Origin of the sequence: Flavobacterium sp., assembly GCF_043773265.1 — a bacterium.
Lineage (GTDB): Bacteria > Bacteroidota > Bacteroidia > Flavobacteriales > Flavobacteriaceae > Flavobacterium.
Genome location: NZ_JAYVFH010000219.1, coordinates 1 through 7,512, shown reverse-complemented (window position 1 = coordinate 7,512; position 7,512 = coordinate 1). Strand labels below are relative to the sequence as shown.

Here is a 7,512-nt window from a genome sequence, read left to right as displayed (position 1 = left end):
GCACGGTTTGGTTCTGAGCGAGTTAGTTTTTCTCCGCGACAAGCAGATATGTTGATGGTAATGGGAACTATTTCTAAAAAAATGGCTCCTATTCTACGCCAAGTTTACGAACAAATGGCAGAACCTCGATGGGTTATTGCAGTTGGAGCTTGCGCAAGTTCAGGAGGTATTTTTGATACCTACTCCGTTTTACAAGGAATTGATAAAGTAATTCCTGTTGATGTTTATGTTCCAGGTTGTCCACCAAGACCAGAACAAATTGTTGATGGAGTAATGCAATTACAAGAATTAGTAAAGAACGAATCTGTTCGCAGAAGAAGTTCTCCAGAATATAAAGAATTATTAGCTTCTTACAACCTATAATATGGCATTAGAAACAGCAAATATACAAGAAAAATTAACTCAAAAATTTGGCAACAAAGTGCTGAATTTTGCAATGAGCAGAGATATTTTTTCTTTCGAAGCTACTCCAGATGCAATTCATGAAGTAATTCGAACTCTAAAAGTTAACGAAGATTTCAATTTTCATTTTCTTACCGATTTATGTGGAATTCACTATCCAGATAACGATGAAAATCATCAATTTGCTGTAGTATATCACCTGCACAATTGGATAGAAAACGTGAGAATAAGAATTACAACTTATTTAAATCAAGAAAAACTAGAAGTAAACACTATCACCGATTTATTTCTTTGCGCCAATTGGATGGAAAGAGAAACTTGGGATTTCTATGGAATTGTTTTCACAGGACATCCACAACTGAAACGTATTTTAAATATGGACGAAATGGTGTCGTTTCCAATGCGAAAAGAATTCCCACTAGAAGACAGCGGAAGAACCGATAAAGACGATCGTTTCTTTGGAAGAACAGCACAAAAAATATAAAACAAAATAAATAATTCAACATTATAAAATGTCAGATTTATTATTATTACCAGAGCATCGATATGCCAAAGTTATTGAACGAACTCGCAACGAAGACGGAAGCGAACTTTCAATATTAAATCTTGGCCCAACGCATCCAGCAACACATGGTATTTTTCAAAATATCTTGTTAATGGATGGCGAACGAATTCTTGATGCAGAACCAACCATTGGTTACATTCACCGTGCATTTGAAAAAATTGCCGAAAACCGTCCGTTTTATCAAGTAAATGTATTAACAGACAGAATGAATTATTGTTCTTCTCCTATTAATAACATGGCTTGGTGGATGACTGTTGAAAAATTACTAGAAATTGAAGTTCCAAAACGCGCTCAATATCTAAGAGTTATCGTAATGGAATTAGCTCGTATAACCGATCACTTAATCTGTAATTCAATTCTTGGAGTTGATACTGGAGCATATACTGGTTTCCTTTATGTATTCCAATTTAGAGAAAAAGTGTATGAAATATACGAAGAAATTTGTGGTGCTCGTCTAACAACAAATATGGGTAGAATTGGCGGTTTCGAAAGAGATTGGTCGGAAGTTGCTTTCAAAAAATTAGACACTTTCTTAACAGATTTTCCAATTGCTTGGAAAGAATTTGAAAACCTATTCGAAAGAAATAGAATTTTCATCGACAGAACAGTTAATGTTGGACCAATTACAGCTGAAAACGCAATGCAATATGGTTTAACAGGTCCAAATTTACGTGCTGCAGGAATTGATTATGATGTTCGTGTTTCACAACCTTATTCATCATATGAAGATTTTGATTTTAATGTTCCTGTTGGAAAATCAGGTGATACTTATGATAGATTTTGTGTGAGAAATGCCGAAGTTTGGGAAAGTTTAAGCATCATCAAACAAGCATTAGCAAAATTACCAGAAGGACCAATTCATGCTGATGTTCCCGATTATTATTTGCCACCAAAAGAAGATGTATACAACAACATGGAAAGCTTAATTTATCACTTCAAAATTGTGATGGGTGAAATTCCAGTTCCAGTAGCAGAAATCTATCATCCTGTTGAAGGCGGAAACGGTGAATTAGGATTTTATCTCGTAACTGACGGAAGTAGAACTCCATATCGTTTACACTTTAGAAGACCTTGCTTCATTTACTATCAAGCATATACAGAAATGATTAAAGGCGGAATGTTATCAGATGCAATAGTAATATTATCAAGTTTAAATGTAATTGCAGGAGAACTTGACGCTTAATAAAACTATAATGTAAATTAAAAAAAATGTAAGTGATAATAATGTAAAATTAAGTACAGTATAAAATTTACATAATACATAAAAATTAAAAAACCTTTGTGACTTAGTGCCATTGTGGCAAAAGAAATAAAAATGGAAAGAACACAATATAAACAAGAGATAAATATAACTGAAGCATTAATGACTCGCATTAATGAGTTAATCAGTCATTATCCAGCAGATAAAATAAAATCGGCATTATTACCAGTTTTACACGAGGTTCAAGATGCTCACGATCATTGGTTAAGCTTTGAATTGCAAGATAAAGTTGCCGAAATTTTAAACATAAAACCAATTGAAGTTTATGAAGTGGTTTCGTTTTATACAATGTATAACCAACGACCAATTGGAAAATATATGTTTGAATTTTGCCAAACATCACCATGTTGTCTTAATGGAGTTGAAAATTTAATGGATTACACTTGCAATAAATTAGGTGTAAAAGTTGGAGAACCAACACCAGACGGAATGTTTGAAGTTCGTGGCGTAGAATGTCTTGGCGCTTGTGGTTACGCACCAATGATGCAACTTGGAGATTTTTATCAAGAGCATTTAAACGAAGAAAAAATAGATCAGTTAATTGCTGATTGTAGAGATAATAAAATCAACTTATTAGAAAAATAAGATGTCCAAAAAAATATTATTAGACAAAATAAACGTTCCAGGAATTAAAACTTACGAAGTATATCGTCGCGAAGGCGGATATGCATCTGTAGAAAAAGCGATAAAAACCTTAACACCAGATGAAGTTGTAGAAGAAGTGAAAACTTCTGGACTTCGTGGTCGTGGTGGTGCAGGATTTCCTGCAGGAATGAAATGGAGTTTTATTGATAAAAAATCAGGTAAACCTCGTCATTTAGTCTGCAATGCAGACGAATCTGAACCAGGAACTTTCAAAGACAGGTATTTAATGGAATTCATTCCTCACCTATTAATCGAAGGTATGATAACCTCAAGTTACGCACTTGGAGCAAATTTATCTTACATCTACATTCGTGGAGAATATATGTGGATTTACAAAATTTTAGAACGCGCCATTGCCGAAGCTAAAGCCGCAGGTTTCTTAGGAAAAAATATTTTAGGATCTGGTTTCGATTTAGAACTTTATGTTCAAATTGGAGCTGGAGCATATATTTGTGGAGAAGAAACTGCACTTATAGAAAGTTTAGAAGGAAAACGCGGAAACCCAAGAATAAAACCACCATTTCCAGCAGTTTCTGGACTTTGGGCAAATCCAACCGTAGTAAATAACGTAGAAACAATTGCAGCTGTACCTTGGATTGTAAACAATTCTGGAGCTGATTATGCTGCAATAGGAATCGGTCGTTCTACTGGAACCAAATTAATTTCTGCCTCAGGACACATTAAAAATCCAGGAGTTTACGAAATAGAAATGGGAATGACCGTTTACGAATTTATGAATTCAGATGAATACCTTGGCGGAATGTCATCCGACAGACCTTTAAAAGCATTTGTACCTGGAGGAAGTTCTGTACCCATTTTACCAGCCAATTTAATTTATAAAACTGCTGCTGGCGAAGACCGATTAATGTCATACGAATCACTATCAGATGGAGGTTTCGCAACAGGATCAATGTTAGGTTCTGGCGGATTTATAGTTTACAATGATACCGCTTGCATCGTTAGAAACACTTGGAATTTTTCAAGATTTTACCACCACGAAAGTTGCGGACAATGTTCGCCTTGCCGCGAAGGAACAGGTTGGTTAGAAAAAGTATTACACCGAATAGAAAACGGTCACGGTCGCGAAGAAGATATAGAACTGCTCTGGAGTATTCAAAGTAAAATTGAAGGAAACACAATTTGTCCGCTTGGCGATGCTGCGGCTTGGCCAGTTGCAGCTGCGATTCGTCATTTTAAAGATGAGTTTGAATACCACATTCGTTTTCCAGAAAAAGTAAAAAATAGAGATCATTTTGTGGCAGAACCATTTGAAAAAGTGAAGCATTTAGTTGGAAATCAATTAGTATAATTAGAAGCGAATGGCTTGGGCATTTTTACAAACCATTTTCCAGCTTTCCGTTTCAATCTTTTTTTGAAAGAAAAAAAGGATTTTCTCTACAATCTGGGCTAGTTAATTATAATGATTACATAAAATAAAGACTTTAATTAAGTCAAATATTTAAAAAAAAAATCCGTAGGGATTATATATTGGTATTATGAAAGTAACAATAGACGGACAGTCAATAGAAGTAGAACCAGGAACAACCATTTTGCAAGCCGCAAGAATGATTGGTGGCGATGTTGTGCCACCAGCAATGTGCTATTATTCTAAGTTAAAAGGTAGTGGCGGAAAATGCCGTTGCTGTTTAGTAGAAGTTGCCAAAGGTAGCGAAGCAGATCCAAGACCAATGCCAAAGTTAATGGCATCGTGTGTAACAGGATGTATGGACGGAATGGAAGTAAACAGTAAATCATCAGACAGAGTTCAAGAAGCAAGAAAATCGGTAACCGAATTTCTATTAATAAATCATCCATTAGATTGCCCAGTTTGTGATCAAGCTGGCGAATGTGATTTGCAAAATTTAAGTTTTGAGCACGGAAAATCTGAAACTAGATTTATAGAAGAAAAACGTACTTTTGAGCCAGAAAATATTGGCGAGAATATTCAGTTGCACATGAACCGTTGCATTTTGTGCTACCGTTGTGTAATGGTTGCAGATCAACTTACAGACAATAGAGTTCACGGAGTAATGGATAGAGGCGATCATTCAAATATTTCAACTTGTATTTCTAAAGCTGTAGATAATGAATTCTCTGGAAATATGATAGACGTTTGTCCTGTTGGAGCATTAACAGATAAAACATTTAGATTTAAATCTAGAGTTTGGTTCAATAAACCATTCAATGCACATAGAAATTGTGATAAATGTTGTGGAAAAACAACCGTTTGGATGTTTGGTGGCGAAATTCAAAGAGTTACAGGAAGAAAAGATGAATACCACGAAGTAGAAGAATTTATATGCAACGGTTGTAGATTTGACCATAAAGAAGTAGCCGATTGGACAATTGAAGGTCCAAGAAAATTTGAAAAAGATTCTGTAATAAATCAAAATAAATATTACGGAAAAACAGATAAAGTTATAATCAACACCGAAAAAGGAATCCTTCAAGGAAGAGATATTGACAATAAAAAAATAAGTATGGCAGAAATTGATTATAATGAAAAAATTGATGGCAACTTAATAGACAGTAAGAAAAATGGATAAAGCTTTTATCATTGAAAAAAGTATCTTTATTATTGTGATTTTTGCTTTCACGATGATAATGGCAATGTATTCTACTTGGGCAGAACGCAAAGTCGCAGCGTTTTTACAAGATAGAGTTGGTCCAAACCGTGCAGGTTGGGGTGGATTATTGCAACCACTTGCAGACGGAATGAAATTATTTGCCAAAGAAGAATTTGAACCAAATACCAAAAACAGATTTTTATTTTTTGTTGGACCAGCAATTGCAATGATAACCGCATTAATGACAAGTGCAGTTATTCCTTGGGGTGATAAATTGCATATCTTTGGTAGAGATGTAATTCTTCAAGCAACAGATACTGATAGTGCATTGTTATACATTTTTGCAGTAGTTTCTTTGGGAGTTTACGGAATTATGATTGGCGGTTGGGCTTCAATAATAAGTTTTCACTAATGGGTGCAGTTCGTGCAGCGTCTCAAATGGTTTCTTATGAAGTTGCCATGGGATTATCTGTAATTGCGTTGCTAATGATGACAGGAACATTAAGTTTAAAAGAAATTTCTATTCAACAATCAGGAATGAATTGGAATGTATTTTATCAACCTTTATCGTTTTTAATATTTTTAATTTGTGCTTTTGCAGAAACTAATAGAACACCTTTCGATTTAGCCGAATGTGAAAGCGAATTAATTGGTGGTTATCACACTGAATATTCATCTATGAAAATGGGTTTTTATTTATTTGCTGAATATGCCAATATGTTCATTTCATCAACAATTATTGCTGTTTTATTTTTTGGCGGATACAATTATCCTGGAATGAGTTGGGTAATTGAACATTGGGGTGTAAATATTGGAAACGTGATTGGAATTTTTGTTTTGTTTATAAAACTATGTTTTTTCATCTTTTTCTTTATGTGGATAAGATGGACAATACCAAGATTTAGATACGATCAATTAATGAATTTAGGATGGAAGATATTAATTCCGCTTTCTATTATAAATATTATCATTACCGGAATTTGCATTTTAGCTTTTAAATAAGTAACAAAATTATGTCAGCATCAATACAAAGTATATCATTATCAGGCAAAAAGATACAAGTTTCCAATAAGGAAATGACTTTTTTAGAAAGAATGTACCTGATTGCTATTTTTAAAGGTTTATGGATTACCCTTAAACACTTTTTTAGAAAAAAAGCAACTATTCATTATCCAGAGCAAGTAAGAGAGTTTAGCCCTGTTTATCGAGGTCAACACATGTTGAAACGAGATGAACAAGGCCGTGAAAACTGTACTGCTTGCGGATTATGTGCTCTTTCTTGTCCTGCAGAAGCAATAACAATGAAAGCCGAAGAACGAAAACCAGGAGAAGAACATTTGTATAGAGAAGAAAAATATGCATCAATATATGAAATAAACATGCTTCGTTGTATTTTTTGTGGATTATGTGAAGAAGCATGTCCAAAAGACGCAATTTATTTAACAATTTCTAAAGAATTAGTGCCTTCTAGTTATGAAAGAGAAGATTTTATTTTTGGAAAAGATAAATTAGTAATGCCACTAGAAATGGCTATGGCAAATACAAAAACCCTTAACTAACTATGTCAACAGTACTTATAATATTTTATATTTTATCTGCTATAACTTTGTCTACTGCATTTTTGACAATTTATAGTAAAAACCCAATTCATAGTGCTATTTATCTAGTACTATGTTTCTTCTCTATTGCTGCACATTATTTATTGTTTAACGCACAGTTTTTAGCAATAGTTCATATCATTGTTTATTCAGGAGCAATAATGATTTTATTCCTGTTTACTATAATGTTGATGAATTTAAACAAGGAAGACGAAGTTCATAAACCAAGAATAACTCGACTTGGTGCCATTGTTGTTTTTTGTTTATTGAGCATAGTTTTAATAGCTGTTTTCATTAATTCCAAAACAATTATTGGAGAATATGATACTACAGGAGAAGACTATCAGTCAATAAAAAAATTGGGGAAAGTATTATTAAACGAATATATGGTTCCGTTTGAATATGCATCGATATTATTATTAGTAGCAATGATTGGAACAGTTTTAATATCTAAAAAAGAAAAGAAATAAAATG

8 protein-coding genes and 1 pseudogene are annotated in these 7,512 nt (G+C 33.7%); all 9 read left to right on the top strand.

The features are described 5' to 3' along the window. Positions 1 to 363 (top strand): NADH-quinone oxidoreductase subunit NuoB (gene nuoB, locus ACH2BO_RS11685; protein ID WP_395044915.1); only part of this gene is annotated, 363 nt, incomplete at its 5' end. 1 nt (position 364) lies between these two features. Beyond that, positions 365 to 886: an NADH-quinone oxidoreductase subunit C gene (locus ACH2BO_RS11680; protein ID WP_395044914.1), complete on the top strand. Its 522-nt coding sequence runs from the start codon at positions 365 to 367 to the stop codon at positions 884 to 886. A gap of 28 nt (positions 887 to 914) precedes the next feature. Further along, a complete protein-coding gene (locus ACH2BO_RS11675; protein ID WP_395044913.1) occupies positions 915 to 2,150 on the top strand; it encodes an NADH-quinone oxidoreductase subunit D in 1,236 nt (411 codons plus the stop codon). A gap of 132 nt (positions 2,151 to 2,282) precedes the next feature. Then, a complete protein-coding gene (locus ACH2BO_RS11670; protein ID WP_395044912.1) occupies positions 2,283 to 2,813 on the top strand; it encodes a complex I 24 kDa subunit family protein in 531 nt (176 codons plus the stop codon). Position 2,814: 1 nt separating this feature from the next. Then, on the top strand, positions 2,815 to 4,182 hold the full coding sequence (nuoF, locus tag ACH2BO_RS11665; protein WP_395044911.1) for an NADH-quinone oxidoreductase subunit NuoF: 1,368 nt from the start codon (positions 2,815 to 2,817) through the stop codon (positions 4,180 to 4,182). 187 nt (positions 4,183 to 4,369) lie between these two features. Further along, positions 4,370 to 5,419, top strand: coding sequence for a 2Fe-2S iron-sulfur cluster-binding protein (locus ACH2BO_RS11660; RefSeq protein WP_395044910.1), 1,050 nt, complete (start codon positions 4,370 to 4,372; stop codon positions 5,417 to 5,419). Then, positions 5,412 to 6,442, top strand: a pseudogene (nuoH, locus tag ACH2BO_RS11655) (NADH-quinone oxidoreductase subunit NuoH). The gene ACH2BO_RS11660 and the pseudogene nuoH overlap by 8 nt, the downstream one beginning before the upstream one ends. 11 nt (positions 6,443 to 6,453) lie before the next feature. Beyond that, on the top strand, positions 6,454 to 6,999 hold the full coding sequence (locus tag ACH2BO_RS11650) for a NuoI/complex I 23 kDa subunit family protein (protein WP_395044909.1): 546 nt from the start codon (positions 6,454 to 6,456) through the stop codon (positions 6,997 to 6,999). Positions 7,000 to 7,001: 2 nt separating this feature from the next. Further along, positions 7,002 to 7,508, top strand: coding sequence for an NADH-quinone oxidoreductase subunit J (locus ACH2BO_RS11645; RefSeq protein ID WP_395044908.1), 507 nt, complete (start codon positions 7,002 to 7,004; stop codon positions 7,506 to 7,508). The last annotated feature ends 4 nt before the right edge of the window (positions 7,509 to 7,512 follow it).

What these genes read in the sequence shown, in the direction of transcription:
- ACH2BO_RS11670 (WP_395044912.1), top strand. Translation starts at nt 2,283, where the DNA reads ATGGAAAGAACACAATATAAACAAGAGATAAATATAACTGAAGCATTA.
- ACH2BO_RS11675 (WP_395044913.1), top strand. Translation starts at nt 915, where the DNA reads ATGTCAGATTTATTATTATTACCAGAGCATCGATATGCCAAAGTTATT.
- ACH2BO_RS11680 (WP_395044914.1), top strand. Translation starts at nt 365, where the DNA reads ATGGCATTAGAAACAGCAAATATACAAGAAAAATTAACTCAAAAATTT.
- ACH2BO_RS11650 (WP_395044909.1), top strand. Translation starts at nt 6,454, where the DNA reads ATGTCAGCATCAATACAAAGTATATCATTATCAGGCAAAAAGATACAA.
- ACH2BO_RS11645 (WP_395044908.1), top strand. Translation starts at nt 7,002, where the DNA reads ATGTCAACAGTACTTATAATATTTTATATTTTATCTGCTATAACTTTG.
- ACH2BO_RS11660 (WP_395044910.1), top strand. Translation starts at nt 4,370, where the DNA reads ATGAAAGTAACAATAGACGGACAGTCAATAGAAGTAGAACCAGGAACA.
- nuoF (WP_395044911.1), top strand. Translation starts at nt 2,815, where the DNA reads ATGTCCAAAAAAATATTATTAGACAAAATAAACGTTCCAGGAATTAAA.